The 25,631-nt window shown below is 69.9% G+C and carries 17 protein-coding genes; 5 read left to right on the top strand and 12 right to left on the bottom strand.

Features of this window, described 5'->3' with window-relative positions; all coding sequences use genetic code 11:
- Complete coding sequence (locus ACFXOO_RS10985) at positions 1-2,979, bottom strand: alpha-mannosidase (protein ID WP_394563528.1); 2,979 nt, start codon at positions 2,977-2,979, stop codon at positions 1-3.
- A gap of 109 nt (positions 2,980-3,088) precedes the next feature.
- Here ACFXOO_RS10985 and ACFXOO_RS10980 point away from each other — a divergent pair, with 109 nt between their 5' ends.
- Together ACFXOO_RS10980 and ACFXOO_RS10975 are read left to right on the top strand one after the other, a co-directional pair.
- A complete protein-coding gene (locus ACFXOO_RS10980) occupies positions 3,089-4,135 on the top strand; it encodes a hypothetical protein (protein WP_394563527.1) in 1,047 nt (348 codons plus the stop codon).
- Complete coding sequence (locus ACFXOO_RS10975) at positions 4,132-5,307, top strand: hypothetical protein (protein ID WP_394563525.1); 1,176 nt, start codon at positions 4,132-4,134, stop codon at positions 5,305-5,307. The genes ACFXOO_RS10980 and ACFXOO_RS10975 overlap by 4 nt, the downstream gene beginning before the upstream one ends.
- 18 nt (positions 5,308-5,325) lie before the next feature.
- Here the strand turns inward: ACFXOO_RS10975 and ACFXOO_RS10970 are convergent, their stop codons facing one another.
- The 5 genes from ACFXOO_RS10970 to ACFXOO_RS10950 all read right to left on the bottom strand — a co-directional run bounded on the left by ACFXOO_RS10970 (position 5,326) and on the right by ACFXOO_RS10950 (position 11,541).
- Positions 5,326-5,967, bottom strand: coding sequence for a TMEM175 family protein (locus ACFXOO_RS10970; RefSeq protein WP_394563524.1), 642 nt, complete (start codon positions 5,965-5,967; stop codon positions 5,326-5,328).
- 56 nt (positions 5,968-6,023) lie between these two features.
- The gene (locus ACFXOO_RS10965; RefSeq protein ID WP_394563523.1) at positions 6,024-7,742 is read right to left on the bottom strand and encodes a dipeptide ABC transporter ATP-binding protein; all 1,719 of its coding nucleotides are present in this window, start codon (positions 7,740-7,742) and stop codon (positions 6,024-6,026) included.
- Positions 7,739-8,749, bottom strand: a complete 1,011-nt coding sequence (locus tag ACFXOO_RS10960; protein ID WP_394563522.1) for an ABC transporter permease — start codon at positions 8,747-8,749, stop codon at positions 7,739-7,741. The genes ACFXOO_RS10965 and ACFXOO_RS10960 overlap by 4 nt, the downstream gene beginning before the upstream one ends.
- Before the next feature lies 1 nt (position 8,750).
- Positions 8,751-9,827, bottom strand: coding sequence for an ABC transporter permease (locus tag ACFXOO_RS10955; RefSeq protein WP_378842193.1), 1,077 nt, complete (start codon positions 9,825-9,827; stop codon positions 8,751-8,753).
- 79 nt (positions 9,828-9,906) lie between these two features.
- Positions 9,907-11,541 (bottom strand): ABC transporter substrate-binding protein, encoded by a 1,635-nt coding sequence (locus tag ACFXOO_RS10950; protein ID WP_378852498.1) that lies wholly within the window; start codon positions 11,539-11,541, stop codon positions 9,907-9,909.
- A 195-nt stretch (positions 11,542-11,736) separates the two neighbouring features.
- On the opposite strand from ACFXOO_RS10950, the gene ACFXOO_RS10945 reads away from it, so the two are divergent.
- Positions 11,737-12,396 carry a DNA-binding response regulator gene (locus ACFXOO_RS10945; protein WP_378852500.1) on the top strand — a complete coding sequence of 220 codons (660 nt, stop codon included), beginning with the start codon at positions 11,737-11,739 and terminating at the stop codon, positions 12,394-12,396.
- A 40-nt stretch (positions 12,397-12,436) separates the two neighbouring features.
- Here ACFXOO_RS10945 and ACFXOO_RS10940 read toward each other — a convergent pair whose 3' ends face one another.
- The 6 genes from ACFXOO_RS10940 to ACFXOO_RS10915 form a co-directional block, all read right to left on the bottom strand.
- Positions 12,437-12,841: a DUF779 domain-containing protein gene (locus ACFXOO_RS10940; protein ID WP_378852502.1), complete on the bottom strand. Its 405-nt coding sequence runs from the start codon at positions 12,839-12,841 to the stop codon at positions 12,437-12,439.
- A 111-nt stretch (positions 12,842-12,952) separates the two neighbouring features.
- Positions 12,953-14,500 carry an aldehyde dehydrogenase family protein gene (locus ACFXOO_RS10935; RefSeq protein ID WP_378842200.1) on the bottom strand — a complete coding sequence of 516 codons (1,548 nt, stop codon included), beginning with the start codon at positions 14,498-14,500 and terminating at the stop codon, positions 12,953-12,955.
- 138 nt (positions 14,501-14,638) lie between these two features.
- Positions 14,639-16,903: a 4-alpha-glucanotransferase gene (gene malQ, locus ACFXOO_RS10930; RefSeq protein ID WP_394563521.1), complete on the bottom strand. Its 2,265-nt coding sequence runs from the start codon at positions 16,901-16,903 to the stop codon at positions 14,639-14,641.
- A 92-nt stretch (positions 16,904-16,995) separates the two neighbouring features.
- Positions 16,996-18,336: a transcriptional regulator gene (locus tag ACFXOO_RS10925; protein ID WP_394563520.1), complete on the bottom strand. Its 1,341-nt coding sequence runs from the start codon at positions 18,334-18,336 to the stop codon at positions 16,996-16,998.
- Positions 18,337-18,423: 87 nt separating this feature from the next.
- Positions 18,424-19,860, bottom strand: coding sequence for a CCA tRNA nucleotidyltransferase (locus ACFXOO_RS10920; RefSeq protein ID WP_394563519.1), 1,437 nt, complete (start codon positions 19,858-19,860; stop codon positions 18,424-18,426).
- A 9-nt stretch (positions 19,861-19,869) separates the two neighbouring features.
- Positions 19,870-21,444: a methyltransferase gene (locus ACFXOO_RS10915; protein ID WP_394563518.1), complete on the bottom strand. Its 1,575-nt coding sequence runs from the start codon at positions 21,442-21,444 to the stop codon at positions 19,870-19,872.
- 228 nt (positions 21,445-21,672) lie between these two features.
- Here ACFXOO_RS10915 and ACFXOO_RS10910 point away from each other — a divergent pair, with 228 nt between their 5' ends.
- Together ACFXOO_RS10910 and murJ are read left to right on the top strand one after the other, a co-directional pair.
- Entirely contained in the window at positions 21,673-23,901 is a 2,229-nt protein-coding gene (locus ACFXOO_RS10910; RefSeq protein ID WP_394563517.1) for a DUF6049 family protein, read from the top strand.
- A complete protein-coding gene (murJ, locus tag ACFXOO_RS10905) occupies positions 23,898-25,496 on the top strand; it encodes a murein biosynthesis integral membrane protein MurJ (RefSeq protein WP_378842211.1) in 1,599 nt (532 codons plus the stop codon). The genes ACFXOO_RS10910 and murJ overlap by 4 nt, the downstream gene beginning before the upstream one ends.
- Positions 25,497-25,631: the final 135 nt, after the last annotated feature.

The raw sequence follows: 25,631 nt of genomic DNA, 5'->3' as shown, positions 1-25,631 counted from the left end.
TCACGCCTCCAACCGGATCGTCTTGATCTCGAACGGGCCGAACGTCACGTGCGCCAGGTCGATGACCTCGTCGCCGTCGACCGGTGCTTCGAGAAGGTCCGTCTCGGTCACGCGCCGGTGGGGAAGCGTCGTGCGCAGGGACGTCGTCGCACCCGTGCCGAGGCTCTCGTACAGTCGCAGGATCACGCCGCGTCCATCCTCGGCCGGCTTGATGGTCTCGACCAGAACCGCGCCCCCCTCGACCTCGACGGCGCTCGGGAAGGCGGGGGTGTCGCCGACCAGCAGCGGGTTGTTCAGCCGATATCCCTCGGCGATGACGGTCGCGAGGTCGCCTGGTTCGAAGGGCGTGAACGCGTATGTGAAGCGATGGCTGCCACGGTCGGCGGTCTTGTCGGGGAAGGTCGGCGAGCGCAGCAGGTTCAGACTCACCAGGCCGTTCTTCGCGCGGTGCCCGTACTTGCCGTCGTTCAGCAGGGCGAACCCGCCGCGGTCGTCCTGCACGGCCAGCCACTTGTGCGCGCACACCTCGAACTGCGCCCTCTCGACGGAGTCGCGCTCGGTGGTCGGGCGTGCGATGTGACCGAACTGGATCTCGCACAGCGCCTCGTCGCCGTAGCGCGCGGGGAAGAACTCCGCGCGCAGCATCCGGTGCTTCTCGTGCCAGTCGACGACCGTCTCGAACCGCGCCACCGCGCTTTCGGCTTCGAGCACGATGCGCTGATGAATCGTGACCTTGGGCTCGCGATACACCTGATAGCGGACGACCCGGGGGCCCTCGAGGGCCGTGCGCACCTCGGCGGCGGCAAGGGTGACCGACGGCAGATCGCGGTAGCCCTGATCGATGTCCCAGGCGTCGAACGGGAACTGGAACGGATCACGGAACACGATCAGCCGGTTCAGTCCCGCGCCGGCGTGCTCGGCGCCCGCCGCATCCACGCACGATGCGATCTCGCCGGTCGCATCGAAGCGCAGGGTCAGCAGCCCGTTCGTCATCGTGTCCGTCGTGAATCCGAGCTGCGGGGCGGGCGGAGCAGGCAGGAGAGCGGATGCCGCGTACGGCCCGACCTCGGCGAGCAGCCATTCTCCGCCGACGGCCACGTACTCGCGCCGGGCGATCCCCGTGAGGTTCACCGCGGTGGGCGCAGGCGGGGCATCCGTCGCCGACCCCTCACCGAGCCGCGCGACCAGCCCGGCGGTGTGGGCGTCGAGCTCCGCGTCCACCGCGCGGTAAGCCTCGAGCGCCTCCGCATTGACCCGGGCGATGGAGGAGCCCGGGATGATGTCGTGGAACTGGTTGAGGAGCACCGTCTTCCAATGCGCGTCGAGGGCGCGGGCCGGAAGGGTGTGCGCCACCTCCGATGCCGCGTCGGCGAGCACGGTGAGCGCCTCGGCGTCGTGCAGCTTGCGCTCGAGCACGCGGTTGTACTTCTTGATGGCGGCCTGCGTCGTGTACGTGCCCTGATGGGTCTCGAGGTAGAGCTCGCCGACGTGGGTATGGGTGATCTCGCGCTGCTCGAGCGCCCGGAAGAAGCTGTCCGCGGTCGCGTACTTCACTTTCGGCAGTCCGTGCAGATCGCGCTCGCGCCGCGTGACCTCGAGGTGCACCTCGCCGGGTCCGCCACCGCCGTCGCCCGCACCGTAGACCAGGAGGGCCGTGTCGAGCTCGCGCTCCGGATACCGGCGCACACCCGCGAGCAGTCCGTCCGCGGCTCCGCGGCTGTTGTAATCGCCCTCGGGCGGCATGTGCACGAGCACGGTGGACCCGTCGATGCCCTGCCACCGGAAGGTGCGGTGCGGGAAGACGTTCACCTTGTTCCACGTGAGCTTGATCGTCTGGAACCAGTCCATGCCGCTCTTACGGAGGATCTGCGGCAGGTTGCCGTTGTAACCGAACGTGTCGGGCAGCCAGCAGAGGCGCATGTCCTCGCGGGAGATGCCGAACTCCTCCTCGAGGAACCGCCGGCCGTGCAGGGCCTGTCGCACGAGCGACTCACCGCTCGGCAGGTTCGTGTCGGGCTCGATCCAGAACGCACCCTGGAGTTCCATGCGACCGGAGGCCACGGCATCCTTCATGCGGTCGAACAGCGCAGGATGCTCGAGCTTCATCCACTGCATCTGCTGCGGCTGACTCGTACCGTAGATGTAGTCGTCGGAGCCGTCGATGTTGCCCAGCGCACGCGTGTAGGTGCGGGCCGCCTTGCGACGCGTCTCGCGCAGCGGCCACAGCCACGCCATGTCGAGGTGGCCGTGCCCGATCGCGCTGTACAGGAAGGACTCCTCGCTCGGCGACGAGAGAGCGGGAGCGAGGGTCGCGCGAGCCGCGCGGGGGTCACCGCGGCGGAACTGCGCATATGCCGCGTGCAGCGTGCGGGTCAGCCGCGCCGCGAGGACGGTGTCTTCGGTCGCGTCGGCGAGCACGGCGAGCGTGAGGTAGTCGTAGTAGAGGTCGAACACGACGTCATCGCGGCGGGCCAGGCGCGCGCCGTGGAACACCGGCCGGCCGACGTCGTACAGCAGCCATCCGTTGTAGGTGACGTCGGCGTAGAAGTCGACGCGCCCGTCCTCGGCGGGAACACGCACCTCACGGTACTGTCCGCCGGCGTGCGGGAGATCGCCCTGGATCCACACGGTGCTCACGGAGTCGAGCACGTCGCCCCCGACGGAGTGGACGAGGCCCTCGCCGCGGATGCCGAGCATGACGACCGGGGGCGCGGCGTCAGCGTCGGGCACGGCGGGCACGGCGCCGGTCACGTGAAGCCACGCGCAGTCGAACGTGGCGCCCCAGGCCGTTCCGGGCGTGATCGGCCGGAAAGCCGTGTGGTCGATGTCGGCGAACGCCACCGGCTCGTCGGAGGTCAGGATCTGGGCGCGCAGCGGCGCGATCGTCGTGTAGATGCCGTCGCGGATCCGCAGGATGCGCCGGTACTCGGCCGGCTGCCGGCCGGCATAGCCGAGAAGTTCCGCCACCAGACCGGGCATGCCCCATCCCTTCGACCCCGCACCGCCGTGGTGCGGGATCGAGGCTACACGGATGCCGATCCGACGGCCGGTGGGGGGTCCTCGAACGCGCACGGGTAGCGTGGCTGACATGGAGTGGACCTCGGATGTCGCGGCCGGAACCTGGATCCGCGAGAGTCTCGACCCGGGCCTGGGGACATCCATGCACGGAGTGGTCCCGAGGGGCTTCGCCGCCTACGCCCGCATCTTCCACCGTGCGCACGCCGGCCGGCTCCCCGGCCGGGCGATGCCGACGCCGGACGAATGGGTGCAGATGCGCGACGGCGAGCGCGAACGGCTCTCCGCGCTGATCCGGTACGAGCCCACGACGTGGGCCGAGACCGCGGCCGCGTTCGGCACGCGCATGCACCCCGAGGCGCAGTGGAACCGGCTCGTCCGCAGCCGCGACGATTGGCGGCGTGTCCGCGCACCCGACGGCCGCGAGTTCGACGCCCCACGGGAGGGCCACCTCGACCCCGACCTCCTCGCGACCATCGCCGGGCACCTCGCCGGGCACACGGGCACACCCGGCGACGGGTACTTCGGGGTCTGGAACGGGTGGGGCGGTTTGCTGGGGTTCTACGGCGAGACTCCTTCGCGCACGTTCCTCCAGGTGACCCGCGACGACACGTCCGATGCCCAGGGCGGGGAAGCGGATGCTGCGTCCGACGACGCCCTGCGACGCGCCGCCGAGTCGGCGCTGCTCAGTCAGCACAACGCGATGCTGGGGCGCAGCATCCACGATTCGTTCAACACGGTGCTGGGTCGTCCGTCCTGGCAGCCGGGCATCCTGCCCGACGCGGTCTCGTCGGGCGCTCAGCTCGACCTGCCCGGCCGCGCGCACATCCTGTTCCGCGGCGGAATATCCGAGCTGGCTCGACCGGATTGGCCGTCGCACGTGCCGTGGCGCGATGTGGAGGCCGAGGCCCGCGGATTCGCGCCCGACCCGGAGTCGCCGAGTCTGATCTGGCCGGCCGACCGCGCGTGGGTGGTCGTGACCGAGGTCGACTTCGACTCGACCATCGTGGGGGGCAGCGCCGAGGTGATCGCCGAACTGTGCGGTGACCCTGCCCTGGAGGCCCTGCCCCTCCGCGCGGGCGCCGACCTCACTTGGGACGGCGACGAGGTGAACCGATGAGCGCCTTCGACCCGCGACCGTTGACCGAGCCGATCGATCGCGCCGCCGTGCGTGAGTTCGTGCGCGCCGGACGGGCAGAGGGACGCCTGCCGGGTGCCTGGAGCTCGGCCACCGGCATCCTCGCGCTCGTCTTCTTCGGCGTGGTCGTCCTCGTCGTCGGAAGCTTCTTCCTCACCATCGTCGGCAGCGTGATGAGCTCGATGGCCTCCTCGGGCGGTGCGGGCTTCTCCCTCCTGTTCCTCATCCCGGTCCTCGCGGTCGGCGCGATCGCCGCGCTGATCGTCGTCTTCGCCGTGCGCGGTTCCCTCGGCGCGGGCGGGCGCTGGTACCGGATGTCGCGCTTCGCTCAGGCCAACGGCATGACCTACCTCCCCGCCGTCACGGCGCCCGGTCTGCCGGGGATGATCTTCTCCCTCGGCAGCTCCCGCGCGTCATCCGACGTCGTGCGCGGCGACCGCCCGCGCTTCGCCGAGTTCGCCAACTACCGGTACACGACCGGCTCGGGCAAGAACCGCACCACGCACAAGTGGGGGTACGTGGCCATCAAGCTCGACGTGCCGCTGCCGCACATCGTGCTCGACGCCCTCGGCAACAACGGACTCTTCGGCTCCAACCTCCCCGCGGCCTTCGATCGCGACCAGCGTCTGGGCCTCGAAGGCGACTTCGACAAGCACTTCGCGCTGTACTGCCCGGAGGGCTACGAACGCGACGCCCTCTACCTCTTCACGCCCGACATCATGGCGCGGTTCATCGACAACGCTGCCGCACTCGACGTCGAGATCATCGACGACTGGCTGTTCCTCTACGCCAAGCGGGATTTCTCCACGCTCGACCCCGCCACCTGGGCATGGCTCTTCTCCGTCGTGGGGGCGTTGTTGGACAAGCTGGCGCAGTGGGCGCGCTGGCGCGACGAGCGACTGACGACGGATGCCTCGACCGCGGCGATCTCTGCGCCCGAGGTCGCCTCGGTGTCGGACGGCACCCCGGGCGCGGCATCCGCTCTGCCGTTCGCCCCACCCCCGCAGGTGCTGCGCCCGCCGCCGGGCGTCGCGATGCCGGGGCGCCGCCTGAAGCGACGGTTCCCCGTCGCCGCGATCGTCATCTTCGCGCTGTTCGGCATCTTCTGGTTCGCGATCCAGTCGGGTGTGCTGGCGGCCGTCTTCTCGCGCTGATTCCGCGCGGGGGCCTGCTCAGCGGTCCCGGGTGCGGCGGGACGTGAGGCGCTGGATCGGGGACGTCAGGAGCAGCAGGAACATGGCGTAGTAGCTCACCGCGGGCACCGCCACCGCCACGATCAGGGCGACGGCGAACAGCGCCACGAGGATCAGGTCGACGCGCAGTCCCACGCGCAGCCGGTCGTCGGGGATGCGATGTACCTGCGGATGCCGCGTCAGGTAGAGCTGGATGAACAGCATCAGCAGGCTGGTGATGAGCATCGAGCCGATGTACAGGACCTTCTGGAGGGTGTCGGTCTCGAGCTGGCCGACCACCGCCGTCGCGATCGGGAGCCACACGATCGTGAGCATCCAGGCCATCGTCAGCCAGATGAGCCCGTTCGTCACGGCCGTCACCCCGGCGAACTGGCGGTGGTGACTGACCCAGAAGTTCCCGATCACCGCGAAGCTGAGCACGAACGCGAACAGCGCCCCCGTGTTCTCGTTCCACCACTCCACGGTGCTCTGATCACTGGACGCCGCCTCGCCGACGCTCTCCATGAGCGGAAGGATCAGCAGCGTCATGGCGATGGCCACCACCGCGTCGATGAACGCCTTGGCCCGCTCGGCGCTGTAGAGCTGGCCGGCCTCCGTGTCCGCCTCATCCTTCGCCGTCATGGCTCAGATCCTCGCACACGGCGTACGCGGCTCACCTGCCCCGCCGGCCCCGATCCTCAGAGCCCGCGCGTCGCCTGCCACTCCCGGCGGCGCACAGCCTGCTCGATCGGGTCGGGCACGGGCAGTGAGGTGAGCAGACGCTTGGTGTAGTCGTCCCTCGGGTCGGTCAGCACCTGCACCGTCGTGCCCTGCTCGCGGATCGTGCCCTGTCGCAGCACCACGATGCGGTCGGCGACCTGGTCGATGACGGCCAGGTCGTGACTGATGAACAGGCACGCGAAGCCGAACTCCGCCTGCAACGAGGCGAAGAGCTCGAGCACCCGCGCCTGCACGGACACGTCGAGCGCGCTGGTGGGCTCGTCGGCGATCAGCAGCTTGGGGTCGAGCGCAAGTGCCCGGGCGAGGGACGCGCGCTGGCGCTGGCCGCCCGACAGCTCGTGCGGATAGCGGTCGCCGAAGGTGACGGGCAGACGGACGGCGTCCAGCAGCTCGTCGACCTTGCGGCGGGCGGTGCGCGGATTGCCCGCCCGACCGTGGACGATCAGCGGCTCGGCGACGCACTCGGCGATCGTCAGGAGCGGGTTGAAGCTCGTGGCGGGGTCCTGGAAGACGAACCCGACATCGGGTCGCAGCTTCTTGAGGTGCCTCGGCTTGGCGCCCCGCATCTCCACACCGAGCACCTTGAGCGATCCATCGAGCACGTCGGTGAGGCCGACCATCGCCCGGCCGATCGTGGTCTTCCCCGACCCGGACTCGCCGACCAGGCCGAGCACCTCGCCCGGTCCGATCCAGAAGTCCACGCCCTTCACGGCCACGACGCCGGGTGATCCCAGTCGCCCCGGGTAGCCGATCTGCACGGCGGATGCCACGACCAGGCTGCCCTCGGGCGGCGATGTGGGCGCAGCATCCGTCAACGACTGCGTGGCGCTCTTGCCGCGGCCGACATGGGGCACCGCGGCCAGCAGCTCGCGCGTGTAGGCCTGTGCGGGATGCGCGAACAGCTCGCGCACGGGCGCCTGCTCGACGATGTCGCCCTGGTACATCACGACCACGCGATCGGCGAGGTCGGCCACCACCCCCATGTTGTGGGTGATCAGCACGATCGTCGCCCCGAACTCGTCGCGGCATGCGCGCAGCAGCTCGAGGATCTCAGCCTGCACGGTGACGTCGAGCGCCGTCGTCGGCTCGTCGGCGATGATGAGACGCGCGTCGAGCACGAGCGCCATCGCGATCACGACGCGCTGCTTCTGCCCGCCCGAGAACTGGTGCGGGTAGTCATCGACGCGCTTCTCGGGATCGGGGATGCCGACCCGGCGGAGCACGTCGACCGCCCTCGTCTTCGCCTCGGCGGCCGAGAGCTTCTCGTGTGCGCGCAGCCCCTCGGCGATCTGCCATCCGACGGTGTAGACGGGGTTCAGCGCCGTCGACGGCTCCTGGAACACCATCGCCGCGTCGCGACCGCGCATCTCGCGCAGCTGCGCCGGCGTGGCGTGCACGATGTCGGTGTCGCCTTCGCGGCCGGTGATGATCACCGCGCCCGACAGGGTCGCCGTTTCGGGCAGCAGCCCCAGGAGCGTGTTCGCCGTCACGGTCTTGCCCGAGCCCGACTCTCCGACGATCGCCAGGACCTCGCCGGGGCGCGCCTCGAGCGAGATGCGCGAGACCGCGACCACCGGGTCGCCGTCGGTCGCGAACGTGACGGTGAGGTCGTCGACACGCGCGACGGGAGCCCCCGCCGATGGGGGGACGGATGCCGAGACAGCGGCGGCGCTCATGACACACCCTTCGCCCGGCGGCGTGTCCGCAGCCGGGGGTCGCTCAGGTCGTTGATGCTCTCGCCCATGAGGGTGATCCCGAGCACCACCAGGACGATCGCGATACCGGGCGGGATCGCGGTCCACCAGATGCCACTGGTGACGTCGGCGACGGCTCGGTTGAGGTCGTAACCCCACTCGGCCGCCACGGTCGCCTCGATGCCGAACCCGAGGAAGCCGAGCCCCGCCAGCGTCAGCAGCGCCTCGGAGGCGTTCAGTGTGATCACGACGGGCAGCGAGCGCGTGGAGTTGCGCAGCACGTGACGGATGAGGATGCGGCCGGTCGGCACGCCGATGACCCGCGCCGACTCCACGAACGGCTCGGCCCTGACCCGGACGACCTCGGCGCGGATGACGCGGAAGTACTGCGGGACGAAGACGACCGTGATCGAGAGGGCAGTGGCGAGGATGCCGCCCCACAGGGTGGACTGCCCGCGGCTGATCACGATCGACATGACGATCGCCAGGAGCAGCGAGGGCAGCGCGTAGATCGCGTCGCATACGACGACGAGCACTCGATCGAGCCACCCGCCGAAGTAGCCGCTCACGAGTCCCAGGAAGATGCCGAGGAAGATGGAGAAGGCGATCGCGCAGATGATGACCAGCAGCGCGGTCTGCGCTCCCCAGATCACGCGCGAGAACACGTCGAACCCGCTCACGGTCGTGCCGAGCAGGTTGACGGAGTTCGGCGGCTGCTGGGTTCCGAACTTCACGCCGTCGACCGCCTGCTGGGCGAAGCTGTAGGGCGCGATCCACGGCGCGAAGATCGCGGTGAGCAGGAACACCACCATGATCACGAGCCCGATGACGAGCATCGTGCGCTGCAGGCCGACGCTGCGCCGCAGGTGCGACACGATCGGCAGCCGGTCGCGGAGCGGGATCCTCCGGGAGGTGAGGACGGCGCCGGGGGTCGCGGCCGGGGTCGCGGCATCCTGCGCCTGCGGTCCTGTGGGCGTCTGCTCGGACATGTCAGTACCTCACTCGCGGGTCGATGACCGCCGCGATCACGTCGACGATGAAGTTGGTGAGGGCCACGACGACGGCGATCACGACCACGATGCCCTGCACGGCGACGAAGTCCCGGGCCTTGAGGTACTGCGACAGCATGAACCCGATGCCCTTCCACTCGAACACCGTCTCCGTCAGCACGGCGCCGGAGAGCAGCAGTGCGATCTGCAGGCCGATGACCGTGATGATCGGGATGAGCGCGGGCCGGTAGGCATGCTTGGTGACCAGGCGGTATTCCCCGACGCCGCGCGAGCGTGCCGAGGTCACGTACTGGGCGCCGAGGGTGCCGATGACGTTCGTGCGAACGAGTCGCAGGAAGATGCCGGCGGTGAGGATGCCGAGCGCGAGGCCAGGAAGGATCGCATGCGTGAGGACGTCGCCGATCGCGTTGCCGTCGCCGAGCCGGATCGCGTCGATCAGGTAGATGCCGGTGGGGGCATCCAGTCCCTGCAGCTTCAATTCGGTGCGCGTGGAGGCACGGCCGGCGACCGGGAGCACGCTCAGCCAGATGGCGAACACGAGCTTGAGCAGCAGGCCGACGAAGAAGATGGGTGTCGCGTAGCCGAGGATGGCGGCGATGCGCAGGACGGCATCCTGCCAGCGGTCGCGGCGGTAGGCGGCGATCAGGCCGAACGGGATGCCGATCAGGAACGCGACGATGAGGGCGTAGAAAGCGAGTTCGAGGGTCGCGGCACCGTATTGGAGGATGACGTGCGTGACCGCTTGGTTGTCGGTCAGGGTCGTCCCGAAGTCTCCGCGCAGGACCGCGCCGAGGTAGTCGAGGTACTGCACGATCAACGGGCGGTCGTAGCCGGCGGCGGCGACGCGCTCGGCCAGCTGATCGGGAGGAAGACGGCCGCCGAGCGCCGCCGTGATCGGATCCCCGGTGATGCGCATCAGGAAGAACACGACCGTCACGAGGATGAAGACCGTCGGGATGACGAGGAGAAGGCGGATGAGGATGTAGCGCCAGAGCCCGCCCGAGCGGGCTTTCACCGGCTGAGCGACGATATTGGCCGCATCGACGGCAGTGACCATGCGTGAACCTTACTGAGAGAACGATCCGGTACCGGACGCAACACGGGCCGGGGGGATCCCCCCGGCCCGTGTCGGTGCGCTACTTGTGCAGCGGTGCGTATCGGAACTTGAACGAGCCGTCGAGGGTCGCGCCCTCGACGTCGGCGCCCACGACCGCGACCTGCTTGCCCTGGAGCAGCGGCAGCGTCGAGAGGTCGGCGGCCACCAGATCCTGGATCTTGCCGATGTCGGCGGCGCGCGTGTCGGCGTCGGTCTCGGTCGCCTGGGTCGAGATGAGCTCCTGCACCTCGGCGTTGTCGTAGTGGTTCACGAGGAAGTTGTCCTTCGTGAAGAACGGCGACAGGTAGTTGTCGGCGTCGGAGTAGTCCGGGAACCAGCCGAGCTGGTACGCGGGGTACACGTCCGCGGTGCGGTCCTTGGAGTACTGCACCCATTCGGTCTGCGCGAGGTTGACGGTGAACAGGCCGCCCTCCTCGAGCTGCGACTTGATCGCCGCGTACTCGTCACCCGACGACGGCCCGTAGTGGTCGCCGTTGTACTGCAGGTTGAGCACGACCGGGGTCGTGACGCCTGCGGCCTCGAGCGTCGCCTTCGCCTTGTCGGCATCCGGAGCGCCCGCGCCGTCGCCGTACAGGCCCTTGAGCGCTTCGTTCGCGCCCGTCAGGCCCTGCGGCACGTACGAGTACAGCGGGGAGTACGTGTCCTTGTACACGTCGGTCGCCAGCGCCTCGCGGTCGACGAGGTCGGCAGCGGCCTGACGGACGGCGAGCGCCTTGGCGGCGTCGGCGTCGGCCGTGGTCGCGCCGTACGGCATCGTGTCGAAGTTGAACGTAATGTAGCGGATCTCCCCGCCGGGACCATCGACGACCTTGACGGCGTCATCCGTGGCCAAGTCGGCGATGTCGGTCGCACTCAGGCTGCGGAATGCGGCGTCGATCGCCCCGCTCTGGATGTCGAGCTTGAGGTTGGACGCATCGGCGTAGTACTTCGCCGTGACCCCCGCGTTCTCGGCGGCGCCGAGCTCGCCCTGGTAGCCGTCGAACGGCACGTAGGAGATGAGCTCGTTGACCTTGTACGAGTCGATCTTGTACTGGCCCGCGAATGCCTCGCCGGCGACGATGTCGTCGTCGGACGTGACGGCGTCGGCCGAGAAGACCTCCTCGTCGACGATCGGGGCGGCGGGGCTGGACAGAATCTGGGGCCAGATCTGGTCGTCGCCGTTCTTCAGCGTGAAGACGACCGTCGTGTCGTCGGGCGCCTCGACCGAGTCGAGGTTCGACAGCAGCGACGACGGGCCGTTCTCGTCGGCGATCGCGACCTGGCGGTCGAACGAGAACTTCACGTCGGACGACGTGAGGTCGTGCCCGTTGGCGAACGTGAGTCCCGGCTTGAGCGTGACCGTGTATTCGGTCGGCGACGTGAACTCGGCCGTCTCGGCGATGTCGGGCGTGACATCCGCGGTGCCGTACTTGCTGTTGAGCAGGAACGGGTACACCTGGTTCATCACGGCGAACGAGCCGTTGTCGTACGAGCCCGCGGGGTCGATCGACGTGATCTTGTCGGTCGTGCCGACGATCAGTGGCTCGTCCGAGGATGCGCCGCCGCTGGCGTCGCCCCCACCGCCGCCGGAGCATCCGGCGAGAAGAAGGGCGGTGGCGCCGAAGGCGCCGATGGCGAGACCGAGACGGCCGCGCCCACTGTGGTGCAGTGACATAGTTCTACCTCTGCTGTGAAGGAAAGGGACCGCGACGGAGAGGCGCGGCCCTTGGGCTATCTTCAAGGTCGCGACCGTTCCCACCAAACACCCGGGCAATTCGTAACGAGACCGAAACCCGCGGACGATGACACCGGATGCCGCGACCGGCGTCCCTCCCAGGTGTCGCGACGCCTGCGCGCCTAGGGTGAGGACATGACGCCCGTGCATGCTTCCGACCTTTCGACGACGGAGGATGCCACGCCCCCTCCGATCCGCCTGCTGGTGGCCGACGGGCGGCCGTCGGCGCTCAGCGAGCTGTCGGCCCTCCTCGAGCAGGAGTCCGATATGGCCGTCGTTGCGGAAGTCGGACGCGGCGACGAGATCGTCGAAGCAGCCCTTCAAGCGCGCCCCGACGTCGCCGTCATCGCGATCGAGATGCCCGGAATGGACGGCATCACGGCGTCGGGGCAGCTGCGCTACGAGCTGCCCGACTGCCACGTCATCATCGTCACCGCGCTCGGCCGGATCGATGAGCTCGAGAGGGCGATGGATGCCGGGGCCACCGGTTTCCTCGTCGCGGACGCGAGCTCGGCCGAGCTGGCCGCTGTCGTGCGCGACGTGCGGGATGGGCTGCGTGTCATCGACCCGCGGCTGACGGCGGAATCACGGGCGCAGGACGGCAGTCCGCTCACCGACCGCGAGACCGACGTGCTCTCCGTGGCGCGGGCGGGCGGATCGATCGCCGACCTGGCGCGTGTCATGCACCTGTCGGAGAGCCTGGTGCGCAACCACCTGTCGAACGCGATCGCCAAGACCGGCGGCCGCAACCGCGCCGATGCGATCCGCATCGCGCAGGAGGGCGGCTGGTTCTAGCAGCCGCTGCGGTCTGCTCCGACGGCGTCCGGCCGGGCGCTCACGCCGGCGCGGTCGGTCCCAACCCGAAATAGTCGAGTTCTGCGTCGTTGAGCATGCGCGAGCGGATGATGAACCGGAAGCCGGTCGGCCCCTCGACCGAGAATCCGGCGCCCCGGCCGGGGACGGCGTCGATCGTGATGTGCGTGTATTTCCAGTACTCGAATTGCGCCTCCGAGATGAACACCTCGATCGGGTCGAGGTCGCGCACCTCCAGGGTGCCGAGGTGGACGTCGCTCGGACCGGTGATGAACATCCCGATCGGGTAGCACATCGGCGCGCTGCCGTCGCAGCAGCCGCCGGACTGGTGGAACATGAGCGGGCCGTGCGTCACCGTGAGCTCACGGAGGAGGTCGGATGCAGCATCCGTCACCGCCACCCGCTGATACGTGCCGATGCTGACCATGTTCTCTCCTCCGTGCAGGCTGGGCGTTTCGTCTCGCTGCGCCCGCTCGACGACCGTCGGGGGGCGGCCGTCGAGCGAGAGCGCAGTGACGAGACGAAACCTCTCGTCGGTTTAGAAGAAGCCCATCGGGCCCTCGGCGTACGAGACCAGCAGGTTCTTCGTCTGCTGGTAGTGATCCAGCATCTTGAGGTGGTTCTCGCGGCCGATGCCGGACTGCTTGTATCCGCCGAACGCGGCGTGCGCGGGGTACTGGTGGTAGGTGTTCGTCCAGACACGACCGGCCTGGATGGCCCGCCCGGCGCGATAGGCCGTGTTCATGTCGCGGCTCCACACACCGGCGCCGAGGCCGTACAGCGTGTCGTTGGCGATCGAGATCGCGTCGTCGAAGTCGGTGAAGGAGGTGACCGAGAGCACCGGCCCGAAGATCTCCTCCTGGAAGATCCGCATGTCGTTCGTGCCCTCGAAGATCGTCGGCTGCACGTAGTAGCCCTCCGACAGATCGCCGCCCAGATCAGCGCGTTCGCCGCCGATGAGGACCTTGGCGCCGCCCTGCTTGCCGATGTCCATGTAGCTCATGATCTTCTCGAGCTGATCGTTCGAGGCCTGCGCGCCGATCATGGTCTCGGGGTCGAGCGGGTTGCCCTGCTTGATCGCCTTGACGCGCTCGATGCCGTCGCCGAGCAGCTGGTCGTAGATCGAGCGCTGGATGAGCGCACGAGAGGGGCAGGTGCAGACTTCGCCGTTGTTCAGGGCGAAGAATGAGAAGCCCTCGAGCGCCTTGTCGTAGAACGAGTCGTTCGCACGGGCGACGTCCTCGAAGAACACGTTCGGGCTCTTGCCGCCGAGCTCGAGGGTGACCGGGATGAGATTCTGCGACGCGTACTGCATGATCAGGCGTCCGGTGGTCGTCTCCCCCGTGAAGGCGATCTTGCGGATCTTCTTGTGCGAAGCCAGCGGCGCGCCCGCCTCGATGCCGAAGCCGTTCACGATGTTGAGCACTCCTGGCGGGATCAGGTCGCCGATGAGGTCGATCAGGAACAGGATCGACGCCGGCGTCTGCTCCGCCGGCTTCAGCACGATGCAGTTGCCCGCGGCGAGCGCCGGCGCGAGCTTCCACACGGCCATCAGAATGGGGAAGTTCCACGGGATGATCTGGCCGACCACTCCGAGCGGCTCCTGGAAGTGGTACGCGACGGTGTCCTCGTCGAGCTGTGAGATCCCGCCCTCCTGGGCACGCAGCACGCCGGCGAAGTAGCGGAAGTGGTCGATGGCGAGCGGGATGTCGGCGGCCAGCGTCTCGCGGACGGGCTTGCCGTTCTCCCACGTCTCGGCGACGGCGATCTTCTCGAGGTTCTGCTCGATGCGGTCGGCGATCTTGAGCAGCATGTTGCTGCGCTCGGTGGGGCTGGTCTTGCCCCACGTGGCGAAGGCCTTCCACGCGGCATCCACGGCCCGATCGATGTCCTCGACGGTGCCCCGCCCGACCTCGCAGAACGGCTTGCCGTTGACGGGGCTGATGTTCTCGAAGTACTGGCCCTTCACCGGTTCGACGAACTCGCCGCCGATGTAGTGGCCGTAGCGGGATTTGTATTCGGCCAGCGAGCCGCGCTGGCCGGGCTGGGCGTAGGCGCTCGACACGCCCTCCTCGACGATGGTCATGTTCTGTCTCCTTCGACGGTCATGAGTCCGCGGCCATCCATTGCCGCGGTCGGATGCCTCACCCTAGGACGCGCAACGTTGCATTCCGTTGCGCCCGGTCCATCGACGAGCCCGCGCGTGCGGGTACCGCCCGGCGCGCTACGGGTGTCCGCGGCGCACGGCCGCGTCGACGGCCCCCGTCAGGGATTCGAAGCGGGCGCTGAACGGCAGATCCTCGATCAGCACTGCGGTGCCCTGGGAGTCCGCGAGCGGCACCTGCCAATTCGGGTACTCCGTCGAAGTGCCGGGCTGGTTCTGCACGCGGCGCTCGCCGACGGCGTCGACCAGGGCGACTCCGAGCAGCTCGGACGGAGCGGCCACCAGATAGAGGTGCAGCGCTTCGACGATCTGCTCCTCCGTCGCATCGGCGCCCAGCAGACCGCGGTCGCGCAGGGCACCCAGCATCGCCGTGCGCTCGGCGTCCGCCTCGGCGCGAGCCTCTGCCACGGGTTGCGTGAGAAGGCCGAGCCGCGCGCGCAGGTCGACGTGCTCGTCGGCGAGATACCCCGCCGTGGGAGGCAGATCATGGGTGTTGACGGTGGCCAGCAGCGACCGGCGGTAGTGCTCCGGCGGTGTCGGGGCGCCGTCCTCCTGCTCGAACCAGAGCACGGAAGTGCCCAGGATGCCCCGCGCGGACAGGTACTCGCGCACCCAGGGTTCGACGTTCCCGAGGTCTTCGCCGATCAGCACGGCACCGGCGCGTTGCGCCTCGAGCGCGAGCACGCCGATCATCGCCTCGTGGTCGTAGCGCACGTAGGTGCCGGCCGCGGGGCCCAGCCCGGTCGGGATCCACCACAGGCGGAAGAAGCCGATGACATGGTCGATGCGCAGCGCGCCCGCGTGCCGGAGCAGCGTCCGGATCATGTCCCGCAGAGGCGCGTACGCGTGGGCGGCGAGCGCCTGCGGCAGCCACGGGGGCTGGTTCCAGTCCTGCCCCTGCTGGTTGTACATGTCGGGCGGCGCGCCCACCGTGATGCCGGAGGCGTACATGTCGCGCAGAGACCAGGCATCCGATCCGCGCGTGTGGACGCCGACCGCGAGGTCGTGCATGACCCCGATACGCATGCCCGACGCGAGCGCTTCGGCCTGCGCGGCCGCGACCTGTTCGTCGGCGATCCACTGCATCCACGTGTGGAAGGCGACGCGATCGGCGAGACGCGTGCGGAGGTCCGCGACGAGCGGAGAAGCGATGTCCCAGGCGTCTGCGGGACGTTCCTCGCCCGCCGCGAGGGTGTCGGCGAAGTGCTCCTCGAGCGCGCACCAGAGCGCGAAGTCGGCGAGCGGCCGACCCTCGCGTGCGGTGTACGCGTCCAGCAGAGCCTGACGGCCGGCCGACCGCGGGGCGGCGAAGACGCGCTCGAGCGCGGCACGCTTCGCCGCCCAGGATGCGTCGCGGTCGATGCGGGCGGCATCCGTGTTCTGCTTCGACACCGACGCGCGCGCCTGCTCGACGAAGGCGCGGTCGGCCGGCGGGAGGTAAGCCGCCTCGCGGATGTCCTCGGGACGCAGGTAGAGCGGCGCGAGGAATCGGCGCGTGGCGGGGAGGTACGGCGAGGGCTCGATCGGCGACGTGACCTCCGCCGCGTGGATCGGGTTGACGAGCAGGAAGTCCGCGCCGCGCGAGCCCGCGATCGACGCCAGATCACCGAGGTCGGCGAAGTCGCCCAGCCCCCACGAGCCGCGCGAGCGCACCGAATACAGCTGTGCCATCAGACCCCAGCCGCGTCCGCCGTTGCCGGGCCGGCTCGGCGGCGCGGGAAGTGTCGCCGGCGTGACGACGACCGCGCATGACGCGGCGCGATCGGGCTCGTCGCCGCCACGCGCGGTCTGTGCGGCGTCCACTCGGTGCCACCCGAGGGGCAGGTCGGCCGGAAGCGGCACCGCGAGGCGCCACACCGATCTGTCGTCCACCAGGCGACTCGAAGGGTCTTGCGGCGGAACGTCGAGCGGACGCGACGACCCGTCTTCGAGACTCAGCAGCAGAGTGACATCGTGCCCGTCCTCCACGTAGACGATCAGCTCTCCGGTGCCTGCGCGGGCGACGAGGGATGCCGGCACCAACGACCGCCACGGCAGCTCCGCGGTCTCGGCCAGCGCCGCATCGACCTCGGCCTCGGTCTGCGCACGGATGCCCATCGCCCGGAGGACCGCCCGCAGCGTGGCGGCCGGTACGTGCACGCGGTCACCGAAGAACGACCAGTACTCGGTCGCGATGCCGTTCGCCTCGGCGAGTGCGACGAGGGCGTCGGAGGGGGCCGAATCCGGCTCCACCTCCGGCACGGAGGCCGCGCGGAGGTCGTCGTGAAGCGTGCTCGGCCCGGTGTCGTCCGTGTTCTCCACGCCGCCCATGTCGTTCTCGCCCACAGTCGCTCCCCGTCGCTTCGGTGTCAGGCCTCATCCTGCCAGAGCCTCGCGCGCCGGCCGGGTCGCGGCATCCGACCCGGGGCGTCGTGGAGTCAAGCGGCGGACTCGAGCCGTTCGATGCGCGCCACGAGCCCGGCCCGCTTCGGCGAGCGCGCCGGGAGGGTCTGCAGACAGAGGCGCAGCACGTCGACGTCTTCGCCGCCCTCGGCCGTATCGGCGTATGCCAGCAGGACGTCGACGCCCGCCTCGGCCATCAGGGCCTCGCGCAGCGCGGTGCGCACGCTCAGCCGCAGCTCCTCCACACCGGGAGCGACCGATTCCGGCAGCACAGGACCCCGATAGGCGGCCAGCGCCACCCGGTGCGCGCCCCGGTCCAGCAGCGACACGACGTGCTGCGCGTCGATCTCGAGCTCGGCGGTGAGGCGGTACGGACGGGATGCCGGCACCAGCTGTGGTGCGTGCGACTCGAGCACTTTCCGCAGACGCACGAGCTCTGGCCGCAGCGTGTCCGCGGCGTGCGCGTCGCCGTAGACGAGCTCGCCCAGGCGCTCCGCCGACAGACCCTGCCGGTGCGTCGCGAGCATGAGGAGGATCTCGGCATGGCGGGCGCTGAGCTCGACCACGGTCTCCAGTCCGCCGCTCGCCGACTCCAGCAGGGCGCGGTCGCGCCCCAGCACACGGAGGGTCGCACGGGCGGTCTCGGGGTGAGACGTTTCCGGCCGACGCCGAGGTGCGCGACGCGGTGCCGGCTGCGCCCGGGCCCGGAGCCGCGACACCAGGAGCTCTCCCTCGATGGCTCGCGCCGTGGCGTCCACCAGCAGCTGCGCCTGCGGAGTGACGGCTTCGAGGCCACCCGTCACGTCGATGACGCCGAGGATGCCGCGGGTCTCGGGGTCGTGCACCGGGACGGCGGTGCACGACCAGGGCTGCACGAGACGGTTGTAGTGCTCGGCGCCGTGGATCTGCACGGAGCGATCGAGCGCGATCGCCGTGCCGGGCGCGGCTGTTCCGACCGCACGTTCCGACCAGTTCGCCCCGGCGACGAACCCCATCTCGCCGGTGAGAGTGCGGATCCTCGCGTCACCCTCGACCCAGAGCAGACGCCCGGCCGCATCCCCGACCGCGACCACGACCCCCGACTCCTCCGGCTCCCCGGGCAGCAGAAGCGCGCGCACCATGTCCATCACGCCCGCGAGCGGATGGGCTCGGCGGTAGTCCTCGAGGTCGCGGGCGTTCAGATCGAGGGGTGGCGCACCCTCGGCGCCGACCATGCTCGCCCGCGATCGTCGCCACGAATCGCGTACGAGGGAGCGGATCTGCAGCAGTCGCTCGTCGTCGTCGTGGCCCGCGACCAGCTCTTCGTGCGCGCGCTCGATCAGCAGTCGCGAGGTCTCGGAAGAAACGTCGCGTCGTTGCGACCATGAGGAGGACACGCCACCCTCCGATCGTTCTGGGGACGTGGTGGATCCAGTGTAGGCGCGGGATCGGCGCTGCGGCCGGGATCGTTCGACTCGCTGCGCTCACCCGCCGATGGTGCGCGCCGCCCACCAGTCGCGCAGACGCTGCTCCGCGGCATCCGGCCCGATGAGTCCTTCGTCGAGGCGCACGTCCAACAGGTAGCGGTAGGCGTGGCCGACGTCGCGGCCCGGGCCGATGCCCAGCAGCTCCTGGATCCGGTTGCCGTCGAGCTCGGGGCGCATCGCGTCGAGCTGCTCCTGCTCGGCGAGCTCGGCGATGCGCCGCTCGATGTCGTCGTAGGCGCCGGCCAGCCGTGCAGCCTTGCGCTTGTTGCGCGTCGTGACGTCGGCACGGGTCAGGATGTGCAGCCGCTCGAGCTCGTCCCCCGCATCGCGCACGTACCGGCGGACGGCGGAGTCGGTCCAGGCGCCTTCGGAGTACCCGAAGAAGCGCAGGTGCAGCTCGATGAGCAGGCACACCGAGTCGGTCGTCGCGGCGTCGAACCGCAGCTCGCGCAGGCGCTTGCGGGCCATCCGCGCACCCTTGAGGTCGTGGTGGTGGAACGTGACGGCTCCACCCGGCTCGAGCTTGCGCGTCGACGGCTTGCCGATGTCGTGCAGCAGCGCCGCGAGTCTCAGGGCGACGTCGGGCGCAGCATCCGGGTGCCGCTGCGCATCGAGCTCGATGGCCTGCCGCAGCACCGTCAGGGAGTGCTCGTAGACGTCCTTGTGGTGGTGGTGCTCATCGACCTCGAGCCGCAGGGCGGGGATCTCGGGGAGGAACTCGGCCATCAGCCCGGTGTCCACCAGTATCCGGATGCCGCGCACCGGGTCATCGGACTGCAGAAGCCGCACGAGCTCGCTCTGAATGCGCTCGGGGCTGACGATCGCGAGCGTCTCGCGCAGCGCCGCCATCGCGTCGAGGGTGTCGGCGTCGATGTCGAAGCCGAGCTGTGCGGCGAACCGGGCGCCGCGCATCATGCGCAGCGGGTCGTCGCCGAAGCTGACCTTCGGGTCGACGGGGGTGCGCAGGCGCTCCGCGAGCAGGTCCTCGACCCCCCCGCTCGGGTCGACGAGGGTGCGGGCGGGCAGCCGCAGTGCCATCGCGTTGACGGTGAAGTCGCGGCGGATCAGGTCGGCGTCGAGCGTGTCTCCGAACTCGACGGTGGGCTTGCGGGTGACCCCGTCGTAGCTGTCCGCCCGATAGGTCGTGATCTCGACCTGCTCGCCGGCGATGCGCGCGCCGATCGTGCCGAACGCGCGCCCGATGTCCCAGTGGGCGGTGGCGATCGGCTTCACGATGCGCAGGATGTCGTCGGGCCGCGCATCGGTGGTGAAGTCCAGGTCGTGCGTTTCGCGGCCGAGGAGTGCGTCGCGCACGGGGCCGCCGACGACGGCCAGCTCGAACCCCGCCGCCGCGAAGTCCGTACCGAGCGTCGCGACCACCGGCACGCGGGTGAGGGCGTCCAGGCGTGCGAGACCCTCGGCCATGTTCAGCATGCTTCGAGCCTACCCAGCGCTTCCGACCCCGCCCCCGCCCTCTGAGGGCACACCCTCCGAGGCGGCGAACACGAGGAATCCGCTGAAGAGCAGCTCGCGCACCTTCGGCAGCAGATCTGCGAGGAGGGCGTGCGGGTCGACGTCGAGCAGATGCGCGATCGCGTCGCTCAGCACACCGACAGCGAGGTCGCCGTCGCAGGCGCCGACCAGTGCGGCGAGCCCCGGATCGACGGTGATCGTTCGAGAGAACGCCCCGCCCTGACGCAGTTCGATGACGGTCGGCTCCTCTGCGCCCGGCACATGGTGGCGTGCCTCGGTCACGTCGGCGGTGACCAGGAGCACGGATGCCGCGAGCTGCGCGTCATCCACCACGTCGAGCCGATCGTGTACGGCGAGCGCCTGGGCGAGGTGCCCGCCGAGGGCGCGGGACCCGAGGGACGTGCCCACCCGTTCGTATCGGGCGAGGGTCGGCGCGTCGCCGCTGGGCGGACGCCGCAGCAGCACGTAGCCGAAGCCGACGCCGGTCACGCCGCGGTCCTCGAAGTCGTGCAGCCAGGCGTCGACGAGCGCCGCGAAGGCAGGCGATCCGGGCAGCGTGCCCCCGTCACGGATCCACAGCTCCGCGTACGACAGCGGGTCGAGGGCCTCGCGTTCGATCACCCAGGCATCCAGCGGCACAGACGACGACTCGACCCAGTCGCGCACGCGCGCCAGTCCGTCCCGCCCATCGCGGGTCTCCCAGTTGCCCAGCAGCTGGGCCACGCCGCCGGATGCGAGGTGTGCGCCCACGCCTGACACGACGGCCTCCACGAGTGCGTCGCCGACCATCCCGCCGTCGCGGTACTCGTACGCGGGCACGCCGTCGACCCGCGGTGTGATCACGAACGGCGGGTTCGACACGATCCGGTCGAAGACCTCGCCCTCGACCGGGTCGAACAGGCTCCCGAACCGGGTCTCGACGCGATCGACACCGTTCAGGAGGGCGTTCAGACGCGTGAACCAGAGGGCGCGCTCCGAGATGTCGGTGGCGACGACGTGGTCGACGTTCCGCCGGGCACGCAGTGACTGGATCCCGCATCCCGCGCCGATGTCGAGGCCCGATGCCGCGTCCACCGGCAGCTGGAGCCCGGCGAGCGTCAGTGAGGCACCGCCGACGCCGAGCACGTGGCTCTCGGGGAGCGCGCCCTGCAGCGCGGTCTCGTCGAGGTCGCTCGCGATCCACCACTCGCCCTCGCCCGAATCGTCGACGAACGACTGTGGGCGCAGAAGCACCAGGGGGCGGATGCTGCGGCCTTCGTCGACGGCGAGACCCAGGTCGACCAGCCCCGTCACGCCGGCGCGCGGAAGCGCGGCGGCCACCGAGCCGGTGTCCTGTGCCAGGCCCAGCACGAAGAGTCGACCGAGGACGGCCAGGGGATCGGTGCGTCCCCCCAGGGCCCGCTCAGCCACGATCCGCATCCCTCGCGAGATCGCGTCGTCCGCGCTCACTCCCCACGCCTCACGGAGCCGGTCGGAGCGGTAGTCGGCGTCGCGGAGGTCGTCGGCGAGCGCCGCACACGCAACGGGATCGAGGGGCGGGAGCATCCGTCCATTCAACCCTCTTTGTCAGCGGGTTGCGGGCGCGCTCACCGAGCGCTCAGACGGGGCGACCGTAGAATCTCTCGTGATCGTGCGGTCATGCATCGCACAGGAGCAGATGCCTACATGACCTGGACCTTCCCCCCTCACTCCGCGCCCGGGCGGGGTGCGACGACGCCGCGCGCACACGCCTCGCCTGGTCGTGGGCGTCTCCGTGGCACCGGAGCGGGAGCGGTGACAGGGCCCGTCGTGGCCGTGCTGCTGAGTGCGCTGATGCTGCTGGGGCCCGGCGGCGCCGCGACGGCCCAGGCCGCGACACCGTCACCGACGCCCTCCCCCTCCGCGACGGTGGACACGGGGATCGTGGAGTTCACGCTCTCACCGAGCGGCAGCGGCGTCGTTCCCGTCGGAAGCGCACTCACGGTGTCGGTGACCATCCGCAACGGCACCGACCTCCCGGTCGACGGCGCCCGGGTCTCGCTCGGTGTCGGCGCCGGCGCCTTTCCCGACCGCGCTGCCCTCTCCGCCTGGCTCGAAGCCACCGGTCCCGACGCTCTCCAGGGTGTCGCCGAGGTGGGAGCCGCCGATCTGGTCTCCGTGTCCGCGCACTCCGTGCAGACCGGCGTCATCCAGGTGACGCCCGACAACCCCGCGCTCGCCGGCCGCGGCCCGGGCGTCTATCCCCTGGTGGCGTCGTACCCGACGACATCGGGAACGGTGACATCCACCAGCGCGCTGATCATCCCCGCCACCCCGACGTCCGCCACCCCCATCGGCGTCGTGGTGCCGCTCACGGCGGGTCCGCTCTCCTCGGGACTGCTCACGACGGGGCAGCTGACCGCGCTGACCGCCGACGACGGCGCCCTCACCGCGCAACTGGATGCCGTCGCGGGCACGGCGGCGATCCTGGCTGTCGATCCGGCGATCCCCGCCTCGATCCGCGTGCTCGGCACCGCGGCCCCCCTGCGTGCGACCCAGTGGCTCGAGCGCCTCGAGGCTCTGCCCAACTCGCGCTTCGCGCTGCAGTTCGGCGACGCCGACGTCGCGGCCCAGCTGCAGACCGGCCGGGGCGAGCCGGCGCAGCCCACGTCGTTCTCGTCGTACCTCCAGCCCGCGAACTTCGCCGTGTCATCGTCACCGGCCCCCGACGACGCCACCGCGGCGCCCACCGAGACCCCTGCGTCGTCCGGCCCCACGAGCGCACCCTCTCCCAGTGCCGACCCCGTCGATCCGTCGGCGCCGGTGTACCCCACGACCGAAGAACTGGTGGCTGTGGGTGGCCGGGCGAACGTCTACTGGCCAGCCACGGGCACAGCGGGCTCGTCGGAGGTCACCGCGTTGGGCGCCATCGCCGCGGCAGACCAGGCGTCGCTGACGCTCGTGTCGTCCCGCTCGACCGCGGCGGGCGGCACGGGATCGACCGTGGCGGCGCCGGGGTCCACCGGCGATGCGTCGGTCCTCGTCTACGACACCGACATCTCGGCAGCGCTCGGTGACGCCTCCTCCCGCGACGATCTCACCGAACGTGGCGCGGCACTGACCGCGGCGAGCGCGTACCTCGCCTTCGCCGCGACCGAGACCGGCGGCCGGCCGCTCCTGGTCACGATCGACCGCGTGGAATCCCGCTCCACCCTGGGCCTCCGGGCCGCGATCACCGCGGCGACTCAGGCCACCGGTGTGACCGCGGTCGACCTCGGGGCGTTGACGGATGCCGCATCCCAGCCCGTCCAGCTCGCGCAGGTCGTTCCAGACGAGACGCGGGTGGCCGCGGCATCCGCTCTGTTCGATTCCGAGCAGACACTGAGCCGGTTCGCCACCGTCCTGGAGGACCCCACTCTGCTGACCGGACGTGAACGCGCCGAACTGCTGCAGGTGCTCGGCAACGGCTGGTCGCCGCAGCCCGACGCGTGGCAGTCGGCGCTCACCGCGCACCGTGACGAGACCGCGAAGACGCTCGACTCGGTCGGGATCCTTCCGCCGGGCACGATCAACCTCATCAGCAAGGGCGCCGGCCTGCCGGTGTGGGTGCGCAACGATCTGCCGTGGCCCATCACCGTCGTGCTGGAGGCGTCGCCGAACGATCTGCGCCTCGAGGTGCAGCCGCAGGTCGAGGTCGCGGCCGGCGCCAGCAGCAATACGAGCGTGAAGGTGCCCGTCGAAGCGCGTGTCGGCAACGGCGAGGTCACCGTGGACTTCCAGTTGCGCAGCACCACCTACGAGCCGATCGGGAGTCCGCAGACGCTCGTGGTGAACGTCCACGCCGACTGGGAGGGCATCGGAGTGGTCGTGCTGGCGGTCCTGGCCGCCGCGTTCGTGATCTTCGGCCTCATCCGCACCGTGCTGCGACGACGCCGGGCGCGGAAGGCGTCGACGGATGCCCCGGCCGACGTTCCCGCCGACACCGGTGCGTCAGCGGACGGTGCTTCTACCGATGGTCCCTCCGCGGACGAGGACTCCCGATGAGCGGGCTCGGCCGCGCCAGCCTCGTCATCGGCGCCGGCACGATCGCGTCGCGCCTCTCGGGTCTGCTCCGCACCATCGTCCTGGTCGGCGCGATCGGCGCGGTCGGCCGAGCGACGGACGCATTCACCGTCGCCAATACGCTGCCGAACACGATCTTCGCCATCATCTCGACCGGCATCCTGACGGCCGTGATCGTGCCGCAGATCGTCAAAGTCAGCGCAGACCCCGATGGCGGGCACGCCTTCATCTCGAAGCTGTTCACGCTCGGAACGGTCGTGCTTCTCCTGACGGCCGCCGTCGCCACGGCCGCCGCACCTCTGCTGGTGCGCTTGTACGCACCGGACTTCACGGATGCCCAACTGGCCCTTGCGACGGCATTCGCCTACTGGTGCATGCCGCAGATCTTTTTCTACGGCCTCTACGCCCTGATGGGCGAGACTCTCAACGCCCGTCGTGTGTTCGGACCGTTCACTTGGGCTCCGATCGTCAACAACGCGGTGTCGATCGCGGGCTTCCTGGTCTTCATCGCCCTCTTCGGCGGCCCGCGGTTCCAACTGGCGGGCTGGACGCCGGACATGGTCGCCGTCCTCGGCGGCACGGCAACCCTCGGAATCGTGCTGCAAGCCGGCATCCTCGGGATCTTCTGGCGACGAGCGGGGCTCCGTCTGCGGCCCGATTTCCGATGGAGAGGAGTGGGCCTCCGCCACATCGGACGGCTCGCCGGGTGGACGTTCCTGATGGTCATCGCCGGTCAGGTGGCGGGTCTCATCCAGTCCCGCGCGGTGTCCGCGGCATCCGGTGATTTCCCCGCTCAGACGGTCATGGCCAACGCCTGGCTCATCTTCATGCTCCCGTACTCCGTCATCGTGCTGTCGATCGGAACGCCCTACTTCACGAGACTCAGCGAGCACGCGGTGGCCGGCCGACACGATGACGTACGCCGTGACATCGAGAGCAGCATCCGCACGCTCGGCTTCTTCATCGTGATCGCAGCCGCCGCCCTCGCCGTCGCTGCCGTTCCCGCGTCGCGGATCTTCACCAACAACCCCGCCGACGCGGTGGCCGCGGCCCGGGTGCTGCTCTGCTACCTCGTCGCCCTCCTTCCCCTCGCTGTCCTCTTCGTGATCCAGCGGACGTTCTACGCCTACAACGACACCCGCACGCCCTTCTTCTTCACCCTCCTGCAGTGCGCTCTCGTCATCGCCGGCGCCCTCATCGCCACGGCCGTCCTCCCGGCCGAGTATCTGGCAGCGGGGGTGGCGCTCGGCCAATCCCTGGCGAGCATCGTGCAGGTCATCGTCGCGACGTGGCTGCTGCACCGACGTCGAGGAGGAATCGGCGTCGCGTCCTGGTCAGCAGCCCTCGCACGCTTCGTCGTGGCCGCGATACCGGCCGCCGCGGCCGGGTGGCTCGTGTACGTCCTGCTCGGCGGAGCCGACGGCTGGATACTGTCGGACAAACTGCCCGGCGCGATCGGGGCGGCCCTCATCGGCTCGACCTGCATCGTCGTGTACGTCGGGGTGCTCGCCGCCTTCCGGGCACCGGAGATCGCCGTCGCACAGCAGATCCTGCGGCGCTTCCTGCCGAAGAAGTGATCCACGAATTCCTCTTACACGCTGAGAGCCCCCCGGCCGCGGAATGCCGCGCGACTACCATGTGTTGAGGCATGAGTCGGGCAGAGAGCCTGGCGATGCGCGCGCCGCCCGAAAGGGCGGCACCGCGAGCCATCG

Source organism: Microbacterium sp. P03 (assembly GCF_043556235.1).
Taxonomy (GTDB): domain Bacteria; phylum Actinomycetota; class Actinomycetes; order Actinomycetales; family Microbacteriaceae; genus Microbacterium.
Note: the sequence above shows the minus strand (reverse complement) of the source record. Positions and strands in the feature narration are given on the sequence as shown.